This is a genomic window from Nonomuraea sp. NPDC003214 (assembly GCF_053590035.1).
In genome coordinates, this window is sequence record NZ_JBSFSX010000003.1 from 524800 (window position 1) to 546993 (window position 22194).

The following is a 22194-nucleotide window of genomic DNA, read 5'->3' on the forward strand; positions in this document are numbered from 1 at the left end:
GCGCTCACCCACCGATCGTGATCGTGTCCGCCTCGTCGTCCACGGGCGGCTCCGGCTCCCGCCTCCCCCACGGCCCCCGTACGGCGACCAGGGCGAGCACCGCCCCGCCCACGGCGGCGACCACCAGCCCAAAGACCGGAACCCCGCCGAGATCCGCCCCACCCTGCGTGGCCGCCCCACCCTGGGTGACCGCCCCGCCGTTGGGGTCCGCGCCGCCCTCAGGGTCCGCGCCGCCCTGCGTGGCCGCCCCGCCCTCGGGGTCCGCGCCGCCTGGGAGGGCAGGGGCCGCCCCGTCGTCGGTGGCCGCGCCTTCCCTGAGGGCCGCGCCGTCGCCGGTGGCCGCCTCGGCCGGGTACGGGGTGCCGGAAGGCCGCGTGCCCGGCGACGGCCCCGCCGCGAGCGGGCTCGCCACGGCCGCGCCCGGCTCGGCACGTCCCTCCTCGGCGCGCCCCGGCTCAGCGCGCCCCTCCTCGGCCGCGCCCGGCTCGGCGTGGCCCCGCTCGGCGTCACCCCGGTCGGGGGTGCCCGGTGCGGGGTGCTCGGGGTCCGGGGTGGGGCGGCCCGGGGGGAAGCCCGGGGGGCGGATGGCGCCCCAGTGGCTCTGCGGCTCCTTCACGGCGCGGGCGAGGCCGGGTTGCAAGGGGTTGAGGGCGAGGCCGCCCGGCACGGTGAGGGTGCCCACGGCGTACGGGTCGAAGATGCCCTGGATGCCTTCGACGCGGTACGTCCCGGCGGCGGGGACGGTGAGGGCGGCGGCGTAGTGTCCGGGCTCGGGCAGCGGCGTGCCGGCGAACAGCGTGACCTCGCCGCGGGCGTCCGTGAGCCGGAGCCCGGTGGGCCCGAGGTCGCCCTGGTAGGGGTGGTTTCCGTGCTGGAGCACCCAGTAGCCGGCCGTGTAGGACGTGCCGGCCTTCAGGGTGCCCGGGAGCGGGTCGAGGTAGGTGACGGCGAATCCGCCGGCGGCCGCCCCGGGGGCGGCGAGCGGCCCGGCGGCCAGCAGCAGGGCGGCCACGACGGTGGCGAGTCTTCTCATGGGACACCTCCGGCGTGCATACACCGGCGGCGCGCCCGGAGTTCCGGCCGGGGCCCAGAATGGGGGACTCGGGGAGGCTTCGCGCGGTCGCCGTCCATCCCGCGCTGGTGGATCAGCGGCGGGGCTGACCGGTCAGGGGTTGCGGGCCCGCCCGAGGATGTGGGTGAGCGCAGGGCTGCCGGGGACGGGCCGGTGGGCGAAGCTCCGCTGCTCCTCGACGAGCAGCCCGGCGGCGCGGATGGCGGCGGCGGTGTCGCGGTTGGGGTGACAGCCGCCGCCGACGCGCCGCCAGAGCGGGGTGATGAGGTCCTGAAGGACGCCGCGGACCGGCCGGGGCGAGCGGACGTGCTCGAAGTAGCGCAGCTCGCCGCCGGGCGCGAGCAGCCGTCGCACCTCGGCGAGGGTGGCCGCCGGGTCGGGCACGGTGCAGAGCACGAGCGACAGCACGGCGGCGTCGTACGCGCCGGGCCCGCCCGGCAGCGCCCCCGCGTGGCCGGGCACCACCCGGACGGTCACCGGGGCGCGGGCCGCGGCCCGCTCGGCCGCGGCGCGCAGCAGGTGGTCGGGCTCGACGGCGACGACCTCGCGCACTCCCGCGGGGTAGTGCGGGAAGTTGAGCCCGTTGCCCGCGCCGATCTCGATCACCCGCCCGGTCAGCCCGGCGAGCAGGCGCTCGCGCAGTGCGGCGGTGGCGGGATCGGCGCGCTCGGTCATCCTCTCGTAGGCGCGGGCGAAGCGCGGGTGCTGGTACTTCGAGAGGTCCTGCATCACCCCAGCCTAGGTCCGGGCGTGCGCCGGAGGGCTAGGACGGGCTGTTGCTCATGTAGCGGTCGATCTTCCATTCGCCGTTGTCCTGCGTGAGCAGGAAGAACGCGCGGGTCTCCTCGGAGCCCTCGCCGCTGGTGGCGCGGACGAACGCCTGCTTGCCGGCGACCTGGGACTCCTCGATCGTCGGCGTGCCGCCCTGGCCCTCGCCCATGCCCTCGAACAGCGTGGTGAGCGCCTGCGTGCCCTCGGCGGTCTGCTCGCCGGCCACGGCTGCCACGGCGTCGGAGGTGAACAGCTTCACGACCTGGGCGGAGTCGCCCGATTCGAGCGCCTTGTAGAAGCTCTCGACGACGCCGCGGGGCGAGCCCTGGCCGGCGCCGGTGTCGGTGGGCGACGGGCTGCCGGTGCCGGTCGTGGTGTCGGTCGGCGAGGCGGAGTCGCCGGGTGTCATGCCCGTGTCGGTGGCTGTGGGGGACGCCGGGCTCGCGGCGCCCTTCATCGCTTGCCCGGTGCCGCCCGCGGCGCAGCCGGCGGTGAACAGGGCCGGTACGATCGCGGCCAGCAGGAGGCCCCTGCGCAGAGAATTCATGCTCATGGCCGCTTTGATTCCCGCCCCTATCAAGGGCGAATGCGGTCTTTATCCAGTCCGCACGACCCTTTTAACGTGCGCGGTATTTTCTCACCCTGGGGTTCACAGAATTCGGCGAGATCGTTCAGAGGTCTGATCGTTGCGCCACTGAGACCCGTTGCCCGGCGCGCCGCCGATACCGTCCCTCTAGTGCCGCATATCAAGGCGAACCCCGCTCCGCCCGCCGATCCTCTGCCGCAACGCGACGACGCCGAGCGTTGCGCCTCCGCCGATTCGGGGCGGCGATGCGTCCTCCCGCCCGCCCATCATGGCGCGCATGTTTTCCCGCCTGCGGAGAAGGATCTCCGACTCTGACATCGTTTCAAAAGTGCCATTTCGGGCAATTGACGCGAATGTCGGATGAACCGGTCACGGTGACCCCCTGTGAAGACGGCCCGCTGCTCATTCGTGGCGAGTTCGCGCTGGTGACCCAGGACGGCGAGCGCATCCCGCCCGGCCGGGCCACCGTCGCGCTGTGCCGGTGCGGCCGCTCGGCGGCCAAGCCGTTCTGCGACGGCTCACACAAGACGGCCGGCTTCCGCGCCCCCAGCGGCCAGGAGGCGGAGCCTGCGGACGGAGCTGGCTGACCGGCGCAGCCGCCGCCCCGCGTACGGGACGCCGCCGGTGAGCGCGGCGGCCAGGGCGAGCCAGCTGCAGACGCCCCGCTCGGCCACCCACACGGGCGCGAACAGCGACGACGTCGCCGGGAAGACCCGGTGTCCGCCGCAGCGGCGGCGGCCCAGCTCGGCGACCGCCACGGTGACGGCGGCGGCCCCGGCCAGCGCGGCGGGACGGCGGCGGGCGAGCGCGACGGCCACGCCCGGCGCCACCGCCAGGAACGCCGCCATCCGCCACGGCTGCGCGAGGTCGTCGTAGGCCTGCCGGACCCGCTGCGACCAGAAGCGCCGCGCCTGGCAGGGCAGGCGGCGCACGTAGAGGCCGGGGGCGGAGACCACGCGTCCGCCGCGCGCCCGGACGGTCCGGATCAGCTCCAGGTTCTCGAACAGCACGTCGCCGTCGTAGCCGCCCATGCCCAGGAAGAAGTCGCGCCGGACGCCGAGGGTGCCCGGGTAGTCGGCGCCGAACGCCCGGTTGAGCAGGCTGCGGGCGGTGTCCCAGCGGGCGTGCCAGGGCAGCGGGGAGAAGTAGTTCTGCGGGCGCACCAGGTCGGCCCCGGCGAGCAGCTCCCGCATCCTGGCGAGCCCCGCCGGGCCGTAGCGTACGTCGTCGTCGGCGATGACCACGTGCGCGGCGCGGGCCAGCCGCACGCCGGTGGCGACGCCGGTGACCTTGCCGTTGGCGTAGCCGAGCGCGGGGTCGGGCGGCACGTGGGTGACGAGGCCGCGCCAGCGGCGGGCGTGCCGGTCGAACAGGGCGGCCGGGCTGCCGTCGACGACGATCACGCGGGCGTGCCGGGCCAGGCCGGTCAGGTAGGCGGTGAGCTCGTCCAGCCCCGCGTCGTCCTCCCACCGCAGCGGCAGCACGTAGTCGAGGTCCATCACGGGCTCGCGACGGCCGTCTCCAGCTCGGCCAGCGACGAGACGCCGCGCTCCCAGCAGTCCATGACGTGCTCGGCCCACAGGCGTTCGAGGGTGAGCGCGCACGCGGCCCCGTACAGGATGTCGCCGGTGAGCGACGGCTGCGCGGCGGCGAGCCCGCCGCACAGGTCGTTGGCGGCGATCTGCTCGTGCACCGCGTCGGCCTGGACGTGCTCCTCGTAGAAGCGGGTGGCGGTGGCGTCGCCGCCGAGGCGGCGCAGGCCGGTGGCGTAGCGGCGGTTGGGCAGCGAGGAGGTCATCTCCAGGGCGGCCAGGTGGCCGGCGAGCGCGCCGCGCAGCCGGCGGTGCAGGCCGAACAGCGACATCGCGTTGGAGATCGCCAGCGTGATGCCGGGGACGCGGCCGAGGTGGGCCAGGTAGGAGTCGTCGAGGCCGAGGCCGCGCAGGGTGGCGCGGAACAGCTCGGAGTGCATGCGCTCGCGGCGTCCGCCGCCGTACTCGTCGGCCTGGATCTCGACCAGCGCGGCCTTGGCCCCGCCCTGGAGGCGCGGGATGGCCCAGGTGTGCGGGTCGGCCTCCTTCAGGTGGTAGATCGAGCGGTGGACGGCGAACTCGCGGAACTGGGCGAGGTCGGCCGTGCGCTGCAGGTGCTGCGACAGCGGCGGGCCCTCGTCGGCGACGGCCAGCGCGGTGAGCGCCCGCCGCACGTGGCGCGGCTCGACCGGGGCGGGGCGCGGCACGGCGCGGGCGAGCGCGTCCTCGAAGCCGCGCTCCAGGGCGGCGCGGGCCCGCAGCAGTGACGGTTCCCACTCCCAGCGCTCGTCCACGTCGTCGAAGCCCTGGTAGTGCAGCTCGTAGCAGACGAACAGGGCGAGCTGGAGGTCGTCGTCACCGAGCGGCAGCGCGCCCGGCTCCAGCGGCCTGAGCTCCCCGAGCTCCCCGGGCGGCCCGGTGAGGCAGGAGAAGAGCTGGTCGCTGATCGGGCCCCGGGCGGCAGGCAGGCGCATCAGGCACTCCGGCGGTAGACGGACACGTGCGCGCGGCTGTCGTCGCCGAACGGGGTGCGCGCCCAGTCCGACCAGCGATGCTCGCGCTCCATCGAGGCCAGCCGGGCCATCAGGTCGAGCTCGGCGGGCCAGGCGTAGCGGTGGTTGGCGGGCAGCAGGCGCACCCCCTCGGCGGTCAGCCGGATGCGGGTGGTGTGCATGTGCTGCCCGGCCGGGGAGAGCACGGCCGCCTCGGCGACGACGGCGTCCTCGGTCATCGACAGCAGCCGCAGCGCGCTGCCGTCGCGGAAGGCGGCCGGGTCGGGCACCCACGCCTCGACCACGAACCTGCCGCCGGGCCGCAGGTGGGCGGCGGCGTTGCGGAAGCAGGCGACCTGGGCGTCCTGCGACGGCAGCGCGTAGACGGTGTTGGCGGCGAGCACGACGAGCGCGTAGGAGCCGCCGGCGGTGGCCGTGGAGAAGTCGCCGATCGTGACGGGCACGCGGTCGCCGCCGGGCTTGCCGCGCAGCACCTCGACCATCTCCGCCGAGCCGTCGATGCCCGCGACCTCCAGGCCGCGGGCGGCCAGCGGCAGGGCCAGCCGGCCGGTGCCGATGCCGAACTCCAGCACCGGCCCGCCTTCGGCGAGCTCGTGGAGCAGGTCGACGGCCTGGTCCGTGGGCAGGCCGCGTACGGTGGCGTCGTAGATGTCGGCGATGCCGCGGCCGTAAGCGGAAGCGTCGAACGCCGGCATCCGCACCTCCCCCGAGTTCCAGCACGTGAATGCCAGCTGAATGCCCGGGGCGCCACCCGTTAAACGCTCACGGCCACCTGCACGAGGTCGCCGTCGAGCCGGACGTGGTAGACGGGCACGGCGATGTCGGGCTCGTCCAGGCAGTGGCCGGTGACCAGCGAGAACACCTGCTTGTGCAGCGGCGAGGCGACGGTCGGCTCGCCCTTCCTGGTGCCGACGATGCCGCGCGAGAGCACGTACGCGCCGCTGAACGGGTCGAGGTTGCCGAGCGCGTGCACGGAGCCGTCGTGGGTGCGGAAGAGCGCCACCTGGCGGTCGCCGACGAGCGCGCAGACGCCGCGCTCGGGCAGCAGGTTCTGGTAGCCGCAGACGTTCACCCAGGTCATCGGGTCACCACCGGCTTGATCTGGCCGCGCTCGGCGGCGAACACGATGGACGGGTCGGGCACGCCCGGCGCGTTGACGAAGCTGACGAACCGGGAGAGCTTGTCCGGATCGTCCAGGGTCGCCCGCCATTCGTCGACGTAGGTGGCGACGTGCCGCTCCATGTGGGCGTCGAGGTCGGCGCAGATGCCGAGCGCGTCGTCGACGATCACCGAGCGCAGGTAGCCGAGGCCGCCGTCGAGCGACTCCAGCCAGGCGGAGGTGCGTTGCAGCCGGTCGGCGGTGCGGATGTAGAACATGAGGAACCGGTCGATGGTCCTGATGAGCTCGTCGGTGGTGAGGTCGCCGGCGAGCAGGTCGGCGTGGCGGGGCTTGAAGCCGCCGTTGCCGCCGACGTACAGGTTCCAGCCCTGTTCGGTGGCGATGATCCCGAAGTCCTTGGAGCGGGCCTCGGCGCACTCGCGGGCGCAGCCGGAGACCGCCGACTTCAGCTTGTGCGGCGAGCGCAGGCCCCGGTAGCGCAGCTCCAGCGCGATGGCGAGGCCGACGGAGTCCTGCACGCCGTAGCGGCACCAGGTGGAGCCGACGCAGGACTTGACCGTGCGCAGCGCCTTGCCGTAGGCGTGGCCGGACTCGAACCCGGCCTCGACGAGCCGCCGCCAGATCTCCGGGAGCTGTTCGACGCGGGCGCCGAGCAGGTCGATCCGCTGCCCGCCGGTGATCTTCGTGTAGAGGCCGAAGTCGCGGGCGACCTCGCCGATGACGATGAGCTTGTCCGGGGTGATCTCGCCGCCGGGGATGCGCGGGACGACCGAGTACGTGCCGTTCTTCTGGATGTTGGCGAGGAAGTGGTCGTTGGTGTCCTGGAGCGCGGCGCGCTCGCCGTCGAGGACGTGCCCGTTGTGCAGGGAGGCGAGGATGGAGGCGACGGCCGGCTTGCAGATGTCGCAGCCCCGGCCCTGCCCGTGCTGGGCGATGAGCTCGGAGAACGTGGTGATGCCGCGCACCCGGGCAATGTCGAACAGCTCGGCGCGGGAGTGGGCGAAGTGCTCGCACAGGTTCTTGCTGACCTCGACGCCGGACTTCTCCAGGAGCTGCTTGAGCATGGGCACGCAGCTTCCGCAGGTGGTGCCGGCGCGGGTGCACGCCTTGAGCGCGGGCACGTCGGCGCAGCCCCGGTCGGTGACGGCGGCGCGTACCTCGCCCGCGCTGACGTTGTTGCACGAGCACACCTGGGCGTCGTCGGGCAGGTCGAGGTTCGCGCCGCCGCCGGTGAACAGCAGGTCGGACGGCGGCGCGGGCAGCGGCTTGCCGACGAACGAGCGCAGCGAGGTGTACGGGGCGGCGTCGCCGACGCAGATGCCGCCGAGCAGGGTCCGGGCGTCGTCGCTGATGAACAGCTTCTTGTAGACGCCGGCGACCGGGTCCATGTAGGTGACGTCGAGCGCCCCGGTCATGGCGCCGAACTGGGCGACCTCGACGCCGAGCAGCTTGAGCTTGGTGGACAGGTCGGCGCCGTCGAACGTGCCGTCGCCGCCCATGATCCGGTCGGCGGCGACCTCGGCCATCGTGAAGCACGGCCCGACGAGCCCGTACACCATGCCGCCGGCCAGCGCGCACTCGCCGATGGCGTAGATCGACGGGTCGGAGGTGCGCATGCCGGGGTCGACGACGACGCCGCCGCGCTCCCCCACCTCCAGCCCGCAGGCCCTGGCCAGCTCGTCGCGCGGCCTGATGCCCGCGGAGAAGACGACGACCTGGGCCTCGATCAGCGTGCCGCCGGGCGTGCGCAGCCCGGCCACCCGGCCCCGGTCGTCGGTGACGATCTCCTGGACGCCCGAGCCGGCGTGCACGCTCAGCCCGAGCCGTTCGATGTGCGACCTGAGCACCGAGCCGCCGCCCTCGTCGACCTGGCGGGGCATGAGCCACGGGCTCATCTCGACGATGTGGGTGCGCAGGCCGAGGGAGCGCAGCGCGTCGGCGGCCTCCAGGCCGAGCAGCCCGCCGCCGACGACGACGCCGTCAGCGGCCTCCTTGGCGGCCAGCCTGATCGCGTCCAGGTCGTCGATCGTGCGGTAGACGAAGGCGTGCCCGGCCCCCGGCACCGGCGGCACGAACGGCGCCGACCCGGTGGCGAGCACGAGCACGTCGTACGGCTCCGGCTCGCCGCCCTCGACGGTGACCACGCGGGCCTGCCGGTCGATGCCGGTGACGCGGCTGTTCAGCCTGGTCACCGCCCCGGACGGCACCGGGTAGGCGAGGTCCTCGGCGCTCACGCCCGACAGGTACGAGGTCAGCGCCACCCGGTCGTAGGCCGGGCGGGGCTCCTCCCCGATGACCGTGACGCGCCCGTCGAAGCCGCGCTGGAGCAGCGCCTCCACGAGCCGGTGTGCTGCCGGGCCGAACCCGGCCACGACGATCTTCTTCATGCGGAGACCCCTTCCTGTTCGCACAGCCAGCCGACGATGCCCGCGACGGCGTCACGGCAGGTGCCGCAGCCGGTCGTGGCGCGGGTGGCGGCGGCCACCCCGGCCACGTCCCTGGCGCCCGCCTCCCAGCAGGCCCGAATCTGGCCCTTGGTCACGTTGTTGCACTGGCACACCTTGGCCGCGTCGGGCATGAGCACCGGGCTGTCGGCGACCGGCGCGGCCGACAGGCCGGGGAACAGCAGCCCGGCCCGGTCGCCGGGCACCGGCCCGCCGCGGTCGAAGAGCTGGGTGAGCGTGCCGACGGCGTCGCTGTCGCCCAGCAGGATCGCGCCGACCAGGCGGTCGTCGCGGATGACGAGCTTGCGGTAGGTGCCCCTGGCGCGGTGGCTGAAGCGGACCACCTCGGCGTGCTCGTCGCTGAGCTGCGTCTCGCCCATGGCGGCCAGCTCGACGCTGCTCGCCTTGAGCCGGGTGACCAGGCGCGAGCCCCGGTAGCGCGCCTTGCCTCCGGTGATCACGTCGGCGGCCACGGACGCCTGCTCCCAGGCGGGCGCGACCAGCCCGTACACGGTGCCGTCGTGCTCGGCGCACTCGCCGATCGCGAAGATCGACGGGTCGTCGGTGCGCAGCTCGTCGTCCACGACGACGCCGCGCCGCACCTCCAGCCCGGCCTCGGCGGCGAGCGCGGTCAGCGGGCGGACGCCGCAGGCGAGCACGACCAGGTCGCCCTCGACGAGCTCGCCGCCGGCCAGCCGGACGCCCGTCTCCTCGACGGACGCGGCGGACACGCCGGTGCGGGTCTCGACGCCGAGCCCGGCCAGCGTCTCGCCGAGCAACAGCCCGGCCTCGGCGTCGAGCTGGCGTTCCATCAGATGGCCGGCCAGGTGCAGCAGCGTCACGGGCAGGCCGCGCCCGGCCAGCCCGCGGGCGGCCTCGACGCCGAGCAGCCCGCCGCCGACGACGACGGCGCGGCGGCTGTGCTCGGCGGCCTTGAGGATGCGCTCGCAGTCGTCGAGCGTGCGGAACGGGACGGCCCGCGCCACGCCGGGGATCGGCGGCACGATCGCCTCGCTGCCGGTGGCGAGCACGAGCAGGTCGTACGGCTCGCGGCGGCCGTCGGCGGTGTGCACGGCGCGGGCCTCCCGGTCGATCCAGGCGACCTCGCCGCCGAGCACGGCCTCGACCCGGTTGGCGGCGTACCAGGACAGGTCGTGCAGGCCGAGCTGTTCGGGCCTGGCCTTGCCGGCGAGCACGTTCGACAGCAGCACCCGGTTGTAGGGGCGGCCGGGCTCGGCGCCGAACACGGTGATCGTCATCCGCGGGTCGCGCGCCCGGACCTCGCCGACCAGCCGGGAGCCGGCCATGCCGTTGCCGACCACGACGAGCCTCATGAGACCCGCTCCACCCGTACGGCGCAGACCTTGAACTCCGGCATCCGGGACGCGGGGTCGAGCGCGGGGTTGGTCAGCCGGTTCGCCCCCTCCCAGTGAAAGGGCATGAACACGGTGTCGCTCCTGATCGCGTCGCTGATCCTGGCCACCGCCTCGTCCGTGCCGCGCCTGCTGGTCACCCGCACCAGGTCGCCCGCCTCGATCGCCAGCCGTTCGGCCAGGTCGGGGTGGAGCTCCACGTACGGGTGCGGCGAGGCGGCGGTCAGGGAGGCGATCCTGCGGGTCTGCGCGCCGCTCTGGTAGTGGGCGAGCACGCGGCCCGTCGTCAGATGGACGGGGTAGTCGTCGTCGACCTCCTCGGCCGGGGGCCGGTGCTCGACGGGCACGAACCTGGCCCGGCCGTCGGGCGTGGGGAAGGAGTCCAGGAACGGCCGGGGCGTGCCGGCGTGCCCCGGCTCCGGGCAGGGCCAGAACACGCCGGTCTCGCCGGCGATCCGCTCGTAGGTGATGCCCGCGTAGTCGGCCGTGCCGCCGGCGCTGGCGCGGCGCAGCTCCTCGAACACCTCGGCGGGGTCGTCGGCGAAGTCGTGGCCGAGCCGGCGGGCCAGCCCGGCGATCACCTCCAGGTCGCCGCGGACGCCGGGCGGCGGCGCGAGCGCCCGGCGGCGCAGCAGGACGCGGCCTTCGAGGTTCGTCATCGTGCCGGTCTCCTCGGCCCACTGGGTGACCGGGAGCACCACGTCGGCCAGCGCCGCCGTCTCCGACATCACCACGTCGCAGACGACGAGCAGGTCCAGCGCCCGCAGCCGGGCGGCGATCCTGGAGGAATCGGGCGCGGACACGACGGGGTTGGAGCCGAACAGCAGCATCGCGCGCGGCCCGCCGGGCGTCCCCAGCGCGTCCAGCAGCTCGTACGCCGACCGTCCCGGCCCCGGCAGGTCCTCCGGCCGCACCCCCCACACGCCCGCGACGTGCTCGCGCGCCGCCGGGTCGTCGATCCTGCGGTAGCCGGGGAGCTGGTCGGCCTTCTGGCCGTGCTCGCGGCCGCCCTGGCCGTTGCCCTGCCCGGTGAGGCACCCGTACCCGGAGCCGGGCCTGCCGGGCAGGCCGAGCGCGAGCGCCAGGTTGACGAACGCGCTCACGGTGTCGGTGCCCTTGGCGTGCTGCTCGGCGCCGCGCCCGGTGAGCACGTACGCGTTCCGCGCGAACGCCAGCGCGCGCACGGCCTCGCGCATGCGCTGGACCGGCACGCCGGTGACGCGCTCGACCCGCTCGGGCCACCAGGAGGCCAGCGAGGTGCGCACGTCCTCGAACCCGGTCGTGCGCGCGGCCACGTACGAGGCGTCGACCAGGTCCTCGGCCACGGCCAGATGCAGCAGGCCGAGCGCGAGCGCCAGGTCGGTGCCGGGCGCGGGCCGCAGGTGCAGCCAGGCCAGCCGGGCGGTCGCGGTGCGGCGCGGGTCGATCACGACGAGCCGCGCGCCCTCCAGGTGGCGCACGAACGGCGGCATCGTCTCGGCCGGGTTCGCGCCCGCCAGCAGCACCACGTCGGCCCCGGCCAGGTCGGTGACGGGGAACGGCATCCCCCGGTCCATGCCGAACGCGCGGATCGACGCGGCGGCGGCCGACGACATGCAGAAGCGGCCGTTGTAGTCGATCTGGCTGGTGCCGAGCGCGACCCGGGCGAGCTTGCCGAGCAGGTACGCCTTCTCGTTGGTGAGCCCGCCCCCGCCGAACACGGCCACGGCGTCGGGGCCGTACTCGTCCCTGAGAGCGATGAGGCGCGCCGCCACGTGGTCGAGCGCCTCCTCCCAGGTCACCGGGTTCCCGTGCAGGAGCGGGCCGGTCAGCCGCTCACCGTTGGTGAGGAGCTCGGCGGCGGTCCAGCCCTTCTGGCAGAGCGCGCCGCCGGCGTTGGCCGGGACGTCGGCCCGGGGGGTGATCGTGATCCCGGTCCCCCCGGCGCCGATCGCCATCCCGCACTGCAGGGCGCAGTACGGGCAGTGGGTGTCGACGGTCGTCATCGCTCACACCCGCGCATGGGCGAGGGAGGCGATCCGGGTCACGCCGACGGTGCGCGTGTAGCACCACCAGGTCAGCGCGAAGCAGGCGGCGTAGAAGGCGCCGAACGCGGCGAACGCCACCGCCGGGCTGCCCGTCGCCGCGAACGACATGCCGAACGCCCGGTTGATGAGGAACCCGCCGAGCGCGCCGACCGCGGAGATGATCCCGATGGCCGCCGACGCCTGCCGCCTGCCGTGCAGCAGCGCCTCCTCGCCGGTGCCGCGCTCGGCGACCGCCTTGGCCTGGAAGATGGCCGGGATCATCCGGTACGTGGACCCGTTCCCGATCCCGGCCGTCAGGAAGAGGATCTGGAAGGCGAGGAAGAACGGCCAGAAGCCGCCGGACGCCGAGGCGAGCCAGACGAGCACGACGCCCGCGCCCATGGCGGCGAAGTTCCACAGGGTGACCGGCGCGCCGCCGAGCCGGTCGGCCAGCCAGCCGCCCACCGGCCTGATCAGCGACCCGGCCAGCGGCCCGGCGAACGCCACCGCCGCCCACGGCGCGTCCGGGAACAGGCTCATGCTCAGCAGCGGGAACGCCGTCGCGTAGCCGATGAACGAGCCGAACGTGCCCACGTACAGGAACGACAGGATCCACGTCTGGGCGCGGCCCGCCACCGCGAGCTGCTCGCGCGGGCTGGCCTTGGCGCTGGACAGGTTGTCCATGAAGAAGTAGGCGCAGCCGGCGGCCACCACGATGAACGGCACCCAGAACCAGCCCGCCGCCGCCAGCCCGAACGCCCCGATCACCAGCGGCATCACGAGCTGCACCGAGCTGACGCCGATGTTGCCGCCCGCCGCGTTCAGCCCGAGCGCCACGCCCTGGCGGGCGCGCGGGTAGAAGTAGGTGATGTTGGCCATGCTGGAGGCGAAGTTCCCGCCGCCGACGCCGGCGACGGCCGCGATGGCCAGGAACGCCCAGTACGGGGTGTCCGGGCTGCTCACCGCCACGCCGAGCAGCACCGCCGGGACGATCAGCAGCAGCGCGCTCGCCACCGTGAAGTTGCGCCCGCCGAACCTGGCCGGTCCGAACGTGTACGGCACCCGCAGCGCCGAGCCGACCAGGTTCGGCACCGCCACGAGCCAGAAGAGCTGGTCGGTCGAGAAGTCGTAGGCGCCCATCCGGGCGGCCACGATGCTCCAGAGCGTCCAGACGGTGAAGCCGAGATGCTCGGCCAGGATCGAGAAGACGAGGTTCCGGCGGGCGACCTTCCGGCCCGTGTGCTGCCAGAAGGCCGCGTCGTCGGGATGCCACTCGGCGATCCAGCGCGTCATCGTTCCTCCTACGTTCTGGTGAGGTCGAACGTAGGAACCCGGCGTTACGCACATGGACGGTCCGTGGCTGTGCGCCGGTTACATGTGACTCACCCGGGCAACACGCAATACATATGCGTCACGCCGGAAACATGCTGGTAATCAGCCCCGAAGGGCCCGGAAGAAGGCCCGCACGTCCTCGGTGAGCGCCTCCGGCTGCTCCAGCGCGGCGAAGTGCCCGCCGTGCGCGAACTCCGACCAGTGCACGATCGTGTCGGTCCGCTCGGCCAGCGCGCGGACCGGCTTGACGTAGTCGTGGGCGAACACCGCCACGCCCGTCGGCGTCGGCGAGCGCTCCGGCATGCTCCACGCGTGCGCGAACTCCCAGTAGATCTGCGCCGCCGAGTCGGCCGTGTTCGTCAGCCAGTAGAGCGACACGTTCGTGAGCAGCCGGTCGCGGTCCACGCCGTTCTCGGTCCACTCGGCGAACTTCTCCGCGATCCAGGCGAGCTGCCCCACCGGCGAGTCGGCCAGCCCGAACGCGAGCGTCTGCGGCCGGGTCGACTGGATCGCCAGATAGCCGCCCAGCTCGCCCGTGAAGCGCTCCAGCCCGGCCAGCCTGGCCCGGTCCTCCTCGCCGAGCTCGGCCTGCTCCGCCGGGTCGCCGTGGGGGAAGGTCATGAGGTAGTTCACGTGCACGCCGATCACGCGCCCGGCGTCGACCCGGCCCAGCTCCCGCGACACGCCCGACCCCCAGTCGCCGCCCTGCGCGCCGTAGCGGTCGTAGCCGAGCCTGGCCATCAGCGTGGCCCAGGCTCGGGCGATCCGCTCCAGCGTCCAGCCCGGGCCGGCCAGCGGCGCGGAGAAGCCGAACCCCGGCAGCGACGGGACGACCAGGTGGAAGGCGTCGGCCGGGTCGCCGCCGTGCGCCCTCGGATCGGTCAACGGGCCGATCACGTCCAGGAACTCCACCACCGAGCCCGGCCAGCCGTGCGTCATGACCAGCGGCGTGGCGTCCGGCTCCGGCGAGCGGACGTGCAGGAAGTGGATGACCTGGCCGTCGATCGTGGTGACGTACTGCGGAAGGGCGTTGAGCCGCTTCTCGTGCAGGCGCCAGTCGTAGGCCGTGGCCCAGTGCTCGGCCAGCTCCGCCAGCGCGGCGACCGGCAGGCCGCGCTCCGGCCCCGCCCCGGGCGTCTGCGCCGGCAGCCGGGCCCGGGCCAGCCGCTCGCGCAGGTCGTCCAGGTCCGCCTGGGGGATGTCGATGCGGAAGTCCCTGATCTCTTCGCTCATGACCCCACCGTCGCAGCCCTTGTGGCAAAGTCCTTGCCTGGATTGAATGCGGGCATGCTGGGAACCTCCGCGCGGCTGCTGCGCCTGCTCTCACTGCTCCAGGCCAGGGCCGACTGGACCGGCGCCGAGCTGGCCGAACGGCTGGAGGTCAGCCCGCGCACCGTCCGCTACGACATCGGCAAGCTGCGCAGCCTCGGCTACCCGGTGCACGCCGCGCCCGGCGTCGCCGGCGGCTACCGGCTCGGCGCGGGCGCCAAGCTGCCGCCGCTGCTGCTCGACGACGAGGAGGCCGTCGCCGTCGCCGTCGCGCTGCGCACCGCCGGGGCGTTCGAGGAGACCGCGCTGCGCGCCCTGGTCAAGCTCGAACAGGTCCTCCCCGCCCGCCTGCGCCACCGCGTCCAGGCGCTGCACCGGCACACCGTGTCGCTCCGGCCACCCGGCACGCCCGTCGCCACCGGCACGCTGACGGCCGTCGCCGCCGCCTGCCGCGACCGGCACCGGCTCCGGTTCGACTACCGCACCCACACCGGTGACGGACGCGTCTGCGACGTCGAACCGTACAAGCTCGTCCACACCGGACGGCGCTGGTATCTGATCGCCTGGGACGTGCACCGCGCCGGCTGGCGCACCTTCCGGGTCGACCGGATGACGGTACGCACCCCGCACGGCCCCCGCTTCACCCCGCGCGCCGCGCCCCCGGCGGACGTGGTGCCGCAGGGCGTCGACACGGCGCTCATGCGGCACCGCGCGACCGTCACCGTGCACGCGCCCGTCGCCGCCGTCCGCGCCCTGCTGCCCCCGTCCGTCGCCGTCGAGCCGCGCGGCGACCACGCCTGCGCGGTCCACGCGGGCGGCGACACGCCGATGCGGCTCGCGCTGCACATCCTCATGCTCGACGCCGACTTCCACGTCGACGGCCCGCCCGAGCTCCTGGCCGCCTTCCGCACCCTGTCGGAACGCGCCGGCCGAGCCTCCCTCCCCCCAGTCACCAGGAACGATTACGGAAGGTCACGCGGGGTAACAGCATCACAGCAAGGGGGGAATCATGATCAAAACGCTCCACAAGATGGGCATTAAGTCAAACCACTGTTATCTGGCCGGAATCGCTTCCGTTGGCTTGGCCTTCGCCACCTGGATGACGTCCAAGAACATCGAGAACGCCGGCATGGACCGCGCCGACCGGTGGGGGATCTTCATCGGCCAGTGGGCACCGACGCTGTTCTGCATGGGCGTGGCGCTCCGCATCGAGGAGACCCACGGGCCGGACGCGCAGACGGAGGAGGAGATGTACGGCCACACCGGCCGCCAGTCGGAGAGGATCCGGGCAGGCGCCGGCGTGTGAACACCAGGCAGGCCATGTCCCTTCACCGGACATGGCCTGCTCCCCCACCCGCTGACCGATTCCGTGGTTGCGCCCCTCCGCCCGCCCGGATCGATGGGCCTCACTTCGTTCGGACGTCTTCCCGGCTTTCGCCGCACCCTTGGCCGATTCGGGCACGGAAGGCGTCGAACCCGCATACCCCGGACGGGGGGCTACCCTGCCCAGGTGGACACTGGAGATCACCAACCCCCCGAGCCGCCCGGCGTGACTGTCCGGTGCTCGCAGGACCCGAGCCTCACCGTTCACCTCACCGGCAGGCAGTTCGTCGACGCCTACGAAACCAGCTTCACCATCGAGGCCCAGGCTGACGGCCTGCTGGCCAGAGTCCCCGACGCGACCGTCTCCGTCTGGGACAGGGACGGCGACATCCCCTGCTTCCTGCAAGCACTGGTGGACGACTTCCGCGGCTGGACCGGGGAGCGCACCTGGCACACCAACCAGCTCACCCTCACAGCCGCCTTCCACTCCGGCGGGCACATCGCGCTGACCTGGACACTCCGCCCCCAAGAGCTCACACTCCCGGAGTGGGAGGCGTCCGTCACCACCTGGATCGAAGCCGGGCAACACCTGACCTCCCTGACCGCCGACCTCCGAGCCTTCTTCACCCGCCCCTGACCGATGTGATCGGCCCGGCATACCGCCATACCGGTCCAAGAAGCACCGGAGATACGGAGCGACACCCGCTCGATGGCTTGTCCGGGCTGTCAGGCGAGGGTCATCGGTGCCGTGTCAGGAGTAACGACGCCCAGCGCGTTCGGCATTGTCGTCGCGGTCGGTGGTGATGGAGGCGAACCAGGCCGGGGGCCAGTGGGTGTCGCCGTCGGAGCCGGCGCCGTGCACGAGCCTCAGCGTGTGGGCGCGGACTTCGCGCAGCTGATCGGCCGTCAGGCGGTCGACCAGCCGGTGCATGTCCTCGTACTCTTCCGGCGCGGCACTCACATCTCACAGTGTAGGCGAACCGTCGCGATCGGCTCGCTGCTGAGGCGGTTCCTGGGGCCTACGCGTTCCCGGGGGTGGTGAGGACTTCCGTGGCGAGGGTTTCGATGACGTGGGCGACCTCGGCCGGGGCGCGGAGGTGGGCGCTGTGTCCCTGGCCGCGCAGGGTGACGCGGCGGGCGTTCGGGAGGCGGCGTTCGAGGGCGTCGAGGCGGGCGGCCAGGTGGGCGGGGCTGCGGTCGCCGCCGAGCAGGACGACGGGGGCGTCGATGGCGGCGTACGCGTCGAGGCGGTCGCCGAGTTCGTCGATCGCCTCGAGGTCGTCGATCTGCCGGGGCGCCAGGGCCCGCATCCTGGGCGCGGCCGCCACGTACAGGCCGACGAGGCGGGAGGCGAACGGCGGGATGCCGACGACGTCGCGGACGAAGATCTCGATGGCCTTGCCGGGGCGGCCGGCGTCGGCGAGGGCGCGGGTGCGGGCGGTGGCCTCGCCGCCGAGCGGGGGGCCGGTGACGACGGGGGGTTCGTAGAGGACCGCGCCCGCGAACGCGCCGGGGGCGGCGGCGAGCGCCTCCAGGACGGCGACGCCGCCGGAGGAGTGGCCGGCGAGCAGCACCGGGCCGCCGAGCGCCGCCGCCGCGACGCGGACGTCGTCGGCCTCCTGGGCCATGGTGCAGCGGGGGCGCAGGTCGAGGCGGTACTGGCGGCGGTGGATCCGGACGACCCGGTGGCGGGGGCTGAGCAGGCGGGCGACCTTGTGCCATTGCGAACCGTCGTCCAGGCCCGCGTGCACCACGAGGACGGCGGGGCCGCGGCCCTCGTCGGTGGCGCGTACGCCGGCGCCGTCGGGGGTGGGGATGGTGAGCACGATGCCTCCTTAGCAACGCTAAGGGCGACTTTAGCATTGCTAAGGTAGGGCGTCGATGGGTGAGAACAGGCGGGGCGCGCTGTCCCCACAGGTGCTGGTCGAGACCGCGTTGCGGCTGCTGGACGAGGTCGGGCTCGACGGGCTGACCGTGCGCAGGCTGGCCGCCGAGCTGGGCGTGCGGTCACCGGCGCTCTACTGGCACATCCGCACCAAGCAGGAGCTTCTGGACGGGATGGCCGACGCGATCGTGCTGGCGGCGGGCATGGGGCCGCCGGGCGCGGACGAGACGTGGCAGGAGTGGCTGGTCCGGCGCGCCCGCGCGTACCGGCGCTGCCTGCTCGCGCACCGCGACAGCGCCCGCATCGTCGCCGGGGCCACGCGGCTCGGCGCGGAGACGGTCGCGAGGTTCGACGAGGAGCTGGCGGAGCTGGTCAGGCGCGGGTTCGGGCCGGTGCTCGCATTGCGGGCGATCACCCACGTCACCCATTACGTCAACGGGTTCGTGCTGCAGGAGCAGGCGGAACGCCCCGAGAGCGGACAGCCGGCCGGGCCGCCCGGCGAGACGCTGGCGGCGGCGCTGCGCGAAGGAGGCAGCCCGCTGAGCGAGGAGGCGTTCGAGCACGGCCTGCGCACGCTCGTCGCGGGCATCGAGGCGAGCATCGAGGCGGGCCTCGAGGCTGGTGGTCAGCGGTAGGGGTCGGTGATCTCGCGGAGGCGCGTCAGGGCGTGGCGGAGCCGGTCGGTCTCGCGCTCGCCGAGGTGGCGGGCGGGGGCGGCACGGTCACCGGCCCGGCATAGACGGTCATCGGGTGGTACGTGGCACCCAGCCCAGGAACGTGCCGTCGGGGCAGTGCGTGGCCAGGGCCGCCGCGATCGAGCCGTGCAGGTGGGCGTCGCCGGGCAGGGCGAGGTGGCGCTCGCCGGGCTCGTCGTGGAACGACAGGTCGAGCCGGGCCCCCGGGTAGCGGCGGACGCCGTCGACGGTCTTCGCTTCGCCGGTGTACGAGAGGGCGGCCGAACGGATTCTGGGCCAGGGGTGCTCGTTGATGCCGCGTTCGGTGACGGTCAGGACGCCCAGGGCCTTGGCGCGCAGATTGATCCGGATATATCCGGCGATGCCGATGATCACAACGAGCACCACGCCCACCATGAACGCGAGGTGGTCCGGCGCGTCCACCCCCCGGTCCTCGGGCAGCGTCGCGCCGATCACCCCGACGACGACCAGCACGGCGACGGAGACGACGACCATCAGGCAGCCGAACATCCCCCGGCCCTGCCTGAGCGCGGCGCCCCGCAGGTCGAACGCGGTCCCGTCAGACGGCTGTCGCACCACCCGCACCACGGCCGTGGAACGGCTCCATCGCTTGACGTCCTCGCGCCCCAGCAGCAGCCCGCCCGCGACACCGCACAGCGCGGCCCCCGCCCCGATCCCCTGCGACGGGTACACCCCGCCACCGGAGACCCCTGCGGCGAGCACCGCGCCCACGAGCAGGATCGAGCCGATCCCGAGCACCGCCACGCGCATCAGCCCGATCGCCATCGGCCCGCCCAGCCACACCCGGGCGAGCCAGAAGCACCAGACCGAGCTCCAGAACACCCCGGCGAAGATCTCGAACGGCGCGGCGGCGGTCCCCCACACGAGCACGGCGCCGCCGACGAGACCCAGCCAGAACACGGCGAGCAGCCCGGCAGCCAGCCGAAGAGCGGGGGGACGCGGCATGCGCGGCATCCTAACCGGCCCCGGGCCGCCACCACGCCCGCCGAGGTGCGTCCGTAGTTACGGGGGCCGCCCTTGGGAGACGACCGTTCGGGCGAGCTCGGCGCGGGGGCGGCCATGAGGCGGGCCCTCGTCCGTACGGGCGCGCCCTCCGGACGGAGGAGAGCTCGTACGTACGAGGGGTGGTCCGTACGGGGAGCGGTCCGTACGGGCGCGGTCCCTACGGGCGGGTGGTCGCCCCGATCCGGGCCTGCTGCGGCCAGGACGGGCCTGGTCAGGAGGGTGGGGGGAGGGCGGTCAGGCCGGCGCCGATGAGGCCCGCCTGGTCGGTGAGGGTCGCCGGGTGGATCGGGGCGCGGCGGGGGCCGGGCAGGGCGTCGGCGCGGTAGGCCAGGCGGAGCGGGTCCAGCAGGAGGGGGCCGAGTCGCGAGACACCGCCCGCGATCACGATCACGTCGGGGTCCAGGAGGTTGGCGGCGCCGGCGAGCGTGCGGCCCAGGAGGGTCGCGGCGGTGGTGATCACCTGGATGGCGCGCGGGTCGCCGGATCGGGCCAGGGCGGCGATGGCGGCCAGTCCGAGGCGGTCGCCGGTCAGCTCGTGGCCTGCCAGCTCGTGGCCGGTCAGCTCATGACCTGTCAGTTCGTGGTACGTGCGTTCGATCGCGGGGCCTGAGGCGTGGGCTTCGATGTGGTCCGTCGCGCCGCACGAGCATCTGCGTGAGGAGACCAGGGCGGCGGCCGGGGCGGGGAGGTGGCCGAGGGCGCCCGCGGTGCCCGTGGGGCCGGGGTACGTGGTGCCGCCGGTCACCAGGGCGCCGCCGATGCCGGTGCCGACGGCGACGACCAGGGCGGTGCGGGCGCCCCGGGCGGCGCCGAGGCGGGCTTCGGCGGTTCCGGCGGCGTGACAGTCGTTCACCACGGTCACCGGGAGGCCGAGGGCGTGCTCGGCGACGGACCTGACGTCGGTGCCGGCCCAGCCGGTGAGCAGGTCGGTGGCGCTGGAGACGCGTCCGCCGGCGTCGACCACGCCGGCCGTCGCGATGCCGCACGCCACCACCCGGTCGCCGCCGAGGGCCAGCAGAGGGCGGGCGCAGTCCAGGACGGCCGCCATGATCGCCTTGCCGCCGTCGGCCGCCGGGGTGGGCGTGCGCCGCTCGCCGGTCAGCCGTCCGGCCGCGTCCACCAGCCCTGCCGCGATCTTGGTGCCGCCGATGTCCACCGCCACGGCCAGCGCACCGCCACCACCGCTGAAAGCCCGGGAGTCGACGCCGGGGGCCTCGGAACGGGTGCCCGGCTCCTCACCGCGGTCCCAGGACAGGTCGCCTGGGCGGTTCGCCGTCATCGGGAGGCTGCCGGGGTGGCGTGGGTGAGGCGGGCGGTGAGGGACACCGGGTCGGTGATCGCGCCGCCGGCCACGACGGCCCACGCCCCGGCCTCGAACGCGCGCCGTACCTGGTCCTCGGTCCGGTAGCGCCCCTCGGCGACGACCCGCACGCCGTGCCCGGCGAGGGCGGCGACGAGGGCGAGGTCGGGGTCGTCGGGCGTGGGGAGCTGGGCGGCGGTGTAGCCGGACAGGGTGGTGCCGACCACGGCGGCGCCCGCGTCCCAGGCGGCGAGGCCCTCGTCGAGGGTGGAGACGTCGGCCATCACGGGCACGAACGCGCGCACGGCCGCGACCAGCTCGGCGTCGGCGGGCGATTCGCGGGTCAGGTCGACGGCGACCATCGCGGCCCCGGCCGCCGCCAGGTCGCGGGCGAGACCGAGGGTGGGGGTGATGAGGTGGCGGTGCGCGTACGGGATCTTGTGCAGGCCGATGACCGGGAGCGCGGTGTGGCGCCGGACGGCGCGGATGTCGGCGGCGGAGTTGATCCGGAGCCCGGCGGCGCCGCCGAGTTCGGCGCAGCGGGCGAGCCGGGCGATGGTCTCGGGGTCGCGCAGCGGGTGCCCGTCGGGCGCCTGGCAGGAGACGACGAGGCCGCCCCGGATCTGTTCCAGCATGGTTGTATAGCCCAATCCACCTGATCCCCCACGACAAGGGGGATTCGCTCGGCGAAATGGTATAGCCCAATTCTGAGGAGGGCTAGACTGCCGGCTGTGAACGAGGAGGCGGAGGGCAAGTCGGCACGGCTGCGCCGGCATCTGCTCTCGCTGCTGGGCGACGAGCTGGCCCCGCACGACCGGCTGCCGACCGAGCGCAGTCTGGCGGAGGAGTTCGGGGCGAGCCGGTTGACGGTGCGGCTGGTGCTCGACCAGCTGGAGCGGGAGGGCCGCGTCTACCGGGTGCAGGGCTCGGGGACGTTCGCGAGCGAGCCGCGCATCGCCAAGTCGGTGGAGCTGACCTCGTTCAGCGAGGACATGCGGGCGCGGGGGCTGCGGCCGGGTTCGCTGGCGGTGACGGAGGAACGCATCCCGGCCGGGGCGGAGGTCGGCTACGCGCTGGGCATCAGCCCGTCGGCCGAGGTGCTGCACGTGCGGCGGGTGCGTACGGCCGACGGCGAGCCGATCTGCCTGGAGCACTCCTACCTGCCGTCGGCGCTGGTGCCGGGCGCGCTGGGCGAGGCGTTGCGCGGCTCGCTGTACGAGGAGCTGGCCGGGCACGGGCTGGCCCCGCGGCGGGCCGAGCAGACGATCAGGGCGACGGTGCTCGACCCGGCCGACGCGCGGGAGCTGCGGGTGGCGGCGTTCTCGCCGGCGTTCCTGGTGCAGCGGACGGCCTACGACGCGCGCGGCCGGGCGGTCGAGCGCGCGCTGTCGCTCTATCGGGCCGACCGCTACTCCTACGAGCTGACGATCTACCGGGACTGACCGGC

General features: G+C 74.2%; 23 protein-coding genes. 6 read left to right on the forward strand and 17 right to left on the reverse strand.

The genetic code is table 11. From position 1 onward, the window contains the following. Positions 1–4 precede the first annotated feature (4 nt). The 3 genes from ACWDXC_RS11310 to ACWDXC_RS11320 all read right to left on the reverse strand — a co-directional run bounded on the left by ACWDXC_RS11310 (position 5) and on the right by ACWDXC_RS11320 (position 2396). Complete coding sequence (locus ACWDXC_RS11310; protein ID WP_449980643.1) at positions 5–1033, reverse strand: hypothetical protein; 1029 nt, start codon at positions 1031–1033, stop codon at positions 5–7. A gap of 132 nt (positions 1034–1165) precedes the next feature. Continuing rightward, entirely contained in the window at positions 1166–1801 is a 636-nt protein-coding gene (locus ACWDXC_RS11315) for a class I SAM-dependent methyltransferase (protein ID WP_449980645.1), read from the reverse strand. 34 nt (positions 1802–1835) lie between these two features. Then, positions 1836–2396 (reverse strand): YybH family protein, encoded by a 561-nt coding sequence (locus ACWDXC_RS11320; protein ID WP_449980648.1) that lies wholly within the window; start codon positions 2394–2396, stop codon positions 1836–1838. A 407-nt stretch (positions 2397–2803) separates the two neighbouring features. Here ACWDXC_RS11320 and ACWDXC_RS11325 point away from each other — a divergent pair, with 407 nt between their 5' ends. Then, a complete protein-coding gene (locus ACWDXC_RS11325; protein WP_357587289.1) occupies positions 2804–3016 on the forward strand; it encodes a CDGSH iron-sulfur domain-containing protein in 213 nt (70 codons plus the stop codon). Here the strand turns inward: ACWDXC_RS11325 and ACWDXC_RS11330 are convergent. The 9 genes from ACWDXC_RS11330 to ACWDXC_RS11370 all read right to left on the reverse strand — a co-directional run bounded on the left by ACWDXC_RS11330 (position 2948) and on the right by ACWDXC_RS11370 (position 14482). Then, complete coding sequence (locus tag ACWDXC_RS11330) at positions 2948–3928, reverse strand: glycosyltransferase (protein ID WP_449980650.1); 981 nt, start codon at positions 3926–3928, stop codon at positions 2948–2950. The two genes, ACWDXC_RS11325 and ACWDXC_RS11330, sit on opposite strands and share 69 nt — an antisense overlap. After that, positions 3928–4935: an iron-containing redox enzyme family protein gene (locus ACWDXC_RS11335; protein ID WP_449980652.1), complete on the reverse strand. Its 1008-nt coding sequence runs from the start codon at positions 4933–4935 to the stop codon at positions 3928–3930. The genes ACWDXC_RS11330 and ACWDXC_RS11335 overlap by 1 nt, the downstream gene beginning before the upstream one ends. Then, entirely contained in the window at positions 4935–5669 is a 735-nt protein-coding gene (locus ACWDXC_RS11340) for a class I SAM-dependent DNA methyltransferase (RefSeq protein ID WP_364169548.1), read from the reverse strand. Before ACWDXC_RS11340 ends, ACWDXC_RS11335 begins: the two co-directional genes overlap by 1 nt. Before the next feature lie 59 nt (positions 5670–5728). Further along, the gene (nirD, locus tag ACWDXC_RS11345; RefSeq protein ID WP_364169551.1) at positions 5729–6055 is read right to left on the reverse strand and encodes a nitrite reductase small subunit NirD; all 327 of its coding nucleotides are present in this window, start codon (positions 6053–6055) and stop codon (positions 5729–5731) included. Continuing rightward, positions 6052–8481, reverse strand: coding sequence for a nitrite reductase large subunit NirB (gene nirB, locus ACWDXC_RS11350; protein WP_449980656.1), 2430 nt, complete (start codon positions 8479–8481; stop codon positions 6052–6054). The genes nirD and nirB overlap by 4 nt, the downstream gene beginning before the upstream one ends. Continuing rightward, positions 8478–9872, reverse strand: coding sequence for an FAD-dependent oxidoreductase (locus ACWDXC_RS11355; protein ID WP_449980658.1), 1395 nt, complete (start codon positions 9870–9872; stop codon positions 8478–8480). The genes nirB and ACWDXC_RS11355 overlap by 4 nt, the downstream gene beginning before the upstream one ends. After that, positions 9869–11896 (reverse strand): molybdopterin oxidoreductase family protein, encoded by a 2028-nt coding sequence (locus ACWDXC_RS11360; RefSeq protein WP_449980661.1) that lies wholly within the window; start codon positions 11894–11896, stop codon positions 9869–9871. Before ACWDXC_RS11360 ends, ACWDXC_RS11355 begins: the two co-directional genes overlap by 4 nt. Before the next feature lie 3 nt (positions 11897–11899). Next, entirely contained in the window at positions 11900–13210 is a 1311-nt protein-coding gene (locus ACWDXC_RS11365) for an MFS transporter (protein WP_449980664.1), read from the reverse strand. A gap of 141 nt (positions 13211–13351) precedes the next feature. Further along, positions 13352–14482: an epoxide hydrolase family protein gene (locus ACWDXC_RS11370; protein WP_449980667.1), complete on the reverse strand. Its 1131-nt coding sequence runs from the start codon at positions 14480–14482 to the stop codon at positions 13352–13354. 54 nt (positions 14483–14536) lie between these two features. On the opposite strand from ACWDXC_RS11370, the gene ACWDXC_RS11375 reads away from it, so the two are divergent. From ACWDXC_RS11375 to ACWDXC_RS11385, 3 genes are all read left to right on the forward strand, one after another. After that, entirely contained in the window at positions 14537–15559 is a 1023-nt protein-coding gene (locus ACWDXC_RS11375; RefSeq protein ID WP_449980670.1) for a helix-turn-helix transcriptional regulator, read from the forward strand. Beyond that, positions 15528–15824 (forward strand): hypothetical protein, encoded by a 297-nt coding sequence (locus tag ACWDXC_RS11380; protein ID WP_364169568.1) that lies wholly within the window; start codon positions 15528–15530, stop codon positions 15822–15824. Before ACWDXC_RS11375 ends, ACWDXC_RS11380 begins: the two co-directional genes overlap by 32 nt. A gap of 204 nt (positions 15825–16028) precedes the next feature. After that, positions 16029–16478, forward strand: a complete 450-nt coding sequence (locus ACWDXC_RS11385; protein ID WP_449980673.1) for a DUF6228 family protein — start codon at positions 16029–16031, stop codon at positions 16476–16478. 114 nt (positions 16479–16592) lie between these two features. Here the strand turns inward: ACWDXC_RS11385 and ACWDXC_RS11390 are convergent, their stop codons facing one another. Beyond that, on the reverse strand, positions 16593–16802 hold the full coding sequence (locus tag ACWDXC_RS11390; protein WP_449980676.1) for a hypothetical protein: 210 nt from the start codon (positions 16800–16802) through the stop codon (positions 16593–16595). Positions 16803–16860: 58 nt separating this feature from the next. Then, on the reverse strand, positions 16861–17667 hold the full coding sequence (locus tag ACWDXC_RS11395; protein ID WP_449980679.1) for an alpha/beta fold hydrolase: 807 nt from the start codon (positions 17665–17667) through the stop codon (positions 16861–16863). Positions 17668–17722: 55 nt separating this feature from the next. Between ACWDXC_RS11395 and ACWDXC_RS11400 the strand changes: the two genes are divergently transcribed. Then, the gene (locus ACWDXC_RS11400) at positions 17723–18361 is read left to right on the forward strand and encodes a TetR/AcrR family transcriptional regulator C-terminal domain-containing protein (RefSeq protein ID WP_449980682.1); all 639 of its coding nucleotides are present in this window, start codon (positions 17723–17725) and stop codon (positions 18359–18361) included. A 108-nt stretch (positions 18362–18469) separates the two neighbouring features. Here the strand turns inward: ACWDXC_RS11400 and ACWDXC_RS11405 are convergent, their stop codons facing one another. From ACWDXC_RS11405 to ACWDXC_RS11415, 3 genes are all read right to left on the reverse strand, one after another. Continuing rightward, positions 18470–19387, reverse strand: a complete 918-nt coding sequence (locus tag ACWDXC_RS11405; protein WP_449980685.1) for a hypothetical protein — start codon at positions 19385–19387, stop codon at positions 18470–18472. A 271-nt stretch (positions 19388–19658) separates the two neighbouring features. After that, positions 19659–20726, reverse strand: coding sequence for an ROK family protein (locus tag ACWDXC_RS11410; protein WP_449980688.1), 1068 nt, complete (start codon positions 20724–20726; stop codon positions 19659–19661). Beyond that, a complete protein-coding gene (locus ACWDXC_RS11415) occupies positions 20723–21382 on the reverse strand; it encodes an N-acetylmannosamine-6-phosphate 2-epimerase (protein WP_219508260.1) in 660 nt (219 codons plus the stop codon). Before ACWDXC_RS11415 ends, ACWDXC_RS11410 begins: the two co-directional genes overlap by 4 nt. Before the next feature lie 96 nt (positions 21383–21478). Here ACWDXC_RS11415 and ACWDXC_RS11420 point away from each other — a divergent pair, with 96 nt between their 5' ends. After that, positions 21479–22189 carry a GntR family transcriptional regulator gene (locus tag ACWDXC_RS11420; protein ID WP_357587313.1) on the forward strand — a complete coding sequence of 237 codons (711 nt, stop codon included), beginning with the start codon at positions 21479–21481 and terminating at the stop codon, positions 22187–22189. Positions 22190–22194: the final 5 nt, after the last annotated feature.

What these genes read in the sequence shown, in the direction of transcription:
- ACWDXC_RS11380 (WP_364169568.1), top strand. Translation starts at nt 15,528, where the DNA reads ATGATCAAAACGCTCCACAAGATGGGCATTAAGTCAAACCACTGTTAT.
- nirD (WP_364169551.1), bottom strand. Translation starts at nt 6,055, where the DNA reads ATGACCTGGGTGAACGTCTGCGGCTACCAGAACCTGCTGCCCGAGCGC.
- ACWDXC_RS11335 (WP_449980652.1), bottom strand. Translation starts at nt 4,935, where the DNA reads ATGCGCCTGCCTGCCGCCCGGGGCCCGATCAGCGACCAGCTCTTCTCC.
- ACWDXC_RS11405 (WP_449980685.1), bottom strand. Translation starts at nt 19,387, where the DNA reads ATGCCGCGTCCCCCCGCTCTTCGGCTGGCTGCCGGGCTGCTCGCCGTG.
- ACWDXC_RS11360 (WP_449980661.1), bottom strand. Translation starts at nt 11,896, where the DNA reads ATGACGACCGTCGACACCCACTGCCCGTACTGCGCCCTGCAGTGCGGG.
- ACWDXC_RS11415 (WP_219508260.1), bottom strand. Translation starts at nt 21,382, where the DNA reads ATGCTGGAACAGATCCGGGGCGGCCTCGTCGTCTCCTGCCAGGCGCCC.
- ACWDXC_RS11375 (WP_449980670.1), top strand. Translation starts at nt 14,537, where the DNA reads ATGCTGGGAACCTCCGCGCGGCTGCTGCGCCTGCTCTCACTGCTCCAG.
- ACWDXC_RS11400 (WP_449980682.1), top strand. Translation starts at nt 17,723, where the DNA reads ATGGGTGAGAACAGGCGGGGCGCGCTGTCCCCACAGGTGCTGGTCGAG.
- nirB (WP_449980656.1), bottom strand. Translation starts at nt 8,481, where the DNA reads ATGAAGAAGATCGTCGTGGCCGGGTTCGGCCCGGCAGCACACCGGCTC.
- ACWDXC_RS11355 (WP_449980658.1), bottom strand. Translation starts at nt 9,872, where the DNA reads ATGAGGCTCGTCGTGGTCGGCAACGGCATGGCCGGCTCCCGGCTGGTC.
- ACWDXC_RS11330 (WP_449980650.1), bottom strand. Translation starts at nt 3,928, where the DNA reads ATGGACCTCGACTACGTGCTGCCGCTGCGGTGGGAGGACGACGCGGGG.
- ACWDXC_RS11310 (WP_449980643.1), bottom strand. Translation starts at nt 1,033, where the DNA reads ATGAGAAGACTCGCCACCGTCGTGGCCGCCCTGCTGCTGGCCGCCGGG.
- ACWDXC_RS11340 (WP_364169548.1), bottom strand. Translation starts at nt 5,669, where the DNA reads ATGCCGGCGTTCGACGCTTCCGCTTACGGCCGCGGCATCGCCGACATC.
- ACWDXC_RS11410 (WP_449980688.1), bottom strand. Translation starts at nt 20,726, where the DNA reads ATGACGGCGAACCGCCCAGGCGACCTGTCCTGGGACCGCGGTGAGGAG.
- ACWDXC_RS11320 (WP_449980648.1), bottom strand. Translation starts at nt 2,396, where the DNA reads ATGAGCATGAATTCTCTGCGCAGGGGCCTCCTGCTGGCCGCGATCGTA.
- ACWDXC_RS11370 (WP_449980667.1), bottom strand. Translation starts at nt 14,482, where the DNA reads ATGAGCGAAGAGATCAGGGACTTCCGCATCGACATCCCCCAGGCGGAC.
- ACWDXC_RS11365 (WP_449980664.1), bottom strand. Translation starts at nt 13,210, where the DNA reads ATGACGCGCTGGATCGCCGAGTGGCATCCCGACGACGCGGCCTTCTGG.
- ACWDXC_RS11315 (WP_449980645.1), bottom strand. Translation starts at nt 1,801, where the DNA reads ATGCAGGACCTCTCGAAGTACCAGCACCCGCGCTTCGCCCGCGCCTAC.